Here is a 401-nt window from a genome sequence, read left to right as displayed (position 1 = left end):
CTACTGCATCGACACACGGCTGCGCGTGGCGGCATTCATCGCGCAGATCGGTCATGAGTCCGGCCAGTTGCGGTACGTGCGTGAACTGGGCAGCGACAGTTACCTGGCGAAGTACGACACGGGTCAGTTGGCGCTGCGTCTGGGCAACACGCCCGACGCAGACGGCGACGGCCAGCTTTACCGGGGTCGTGGGCTGATTCAGGTCACGGGGCGGGCCAACTATGAAGCGTGCGGGGAGGCGCTGGGTCTGGATCTGTTGCGCCAGCCCGAGCTCCTTGAAAGGCCCGACCATGCCGCGATGTCTGCGGCCTGGTTCTGGGATCGCGCCAACCTGAACGCGCTGGCGGACAAGGGCGATTTCCTGATGATCACCCTGCGTATCAATGGCGGCACCAATGGTC

The 401-nt window shown here is 64.3% G+C and carries 1 protein-coding gene; it reads left to right on the top strand.

What is annotated here, in order from left to right:
- The coding region (locus EE949_RS24350) for a glycoside hydrolase family 19 protein (protein WP_206335719.1) at positions 1 to 401 on the top strand (401 nt) is incomplete at both ends.

The organism is Pseudomonas viridiflava (assembly GCF_900602065.1).
Taxonomy (GTDB): domain Bacteria; phylum Pseudomonadota; class Gammaproteobacteria; order Pseudomonadales; family Pseudomonadaceae; genus Aquipseudomonas.
The sequence above is the reverse complement of the archived record's forward strand: the minus strand, read 5'-3'. Positions and strand labels throughout refer to the sequence as shown.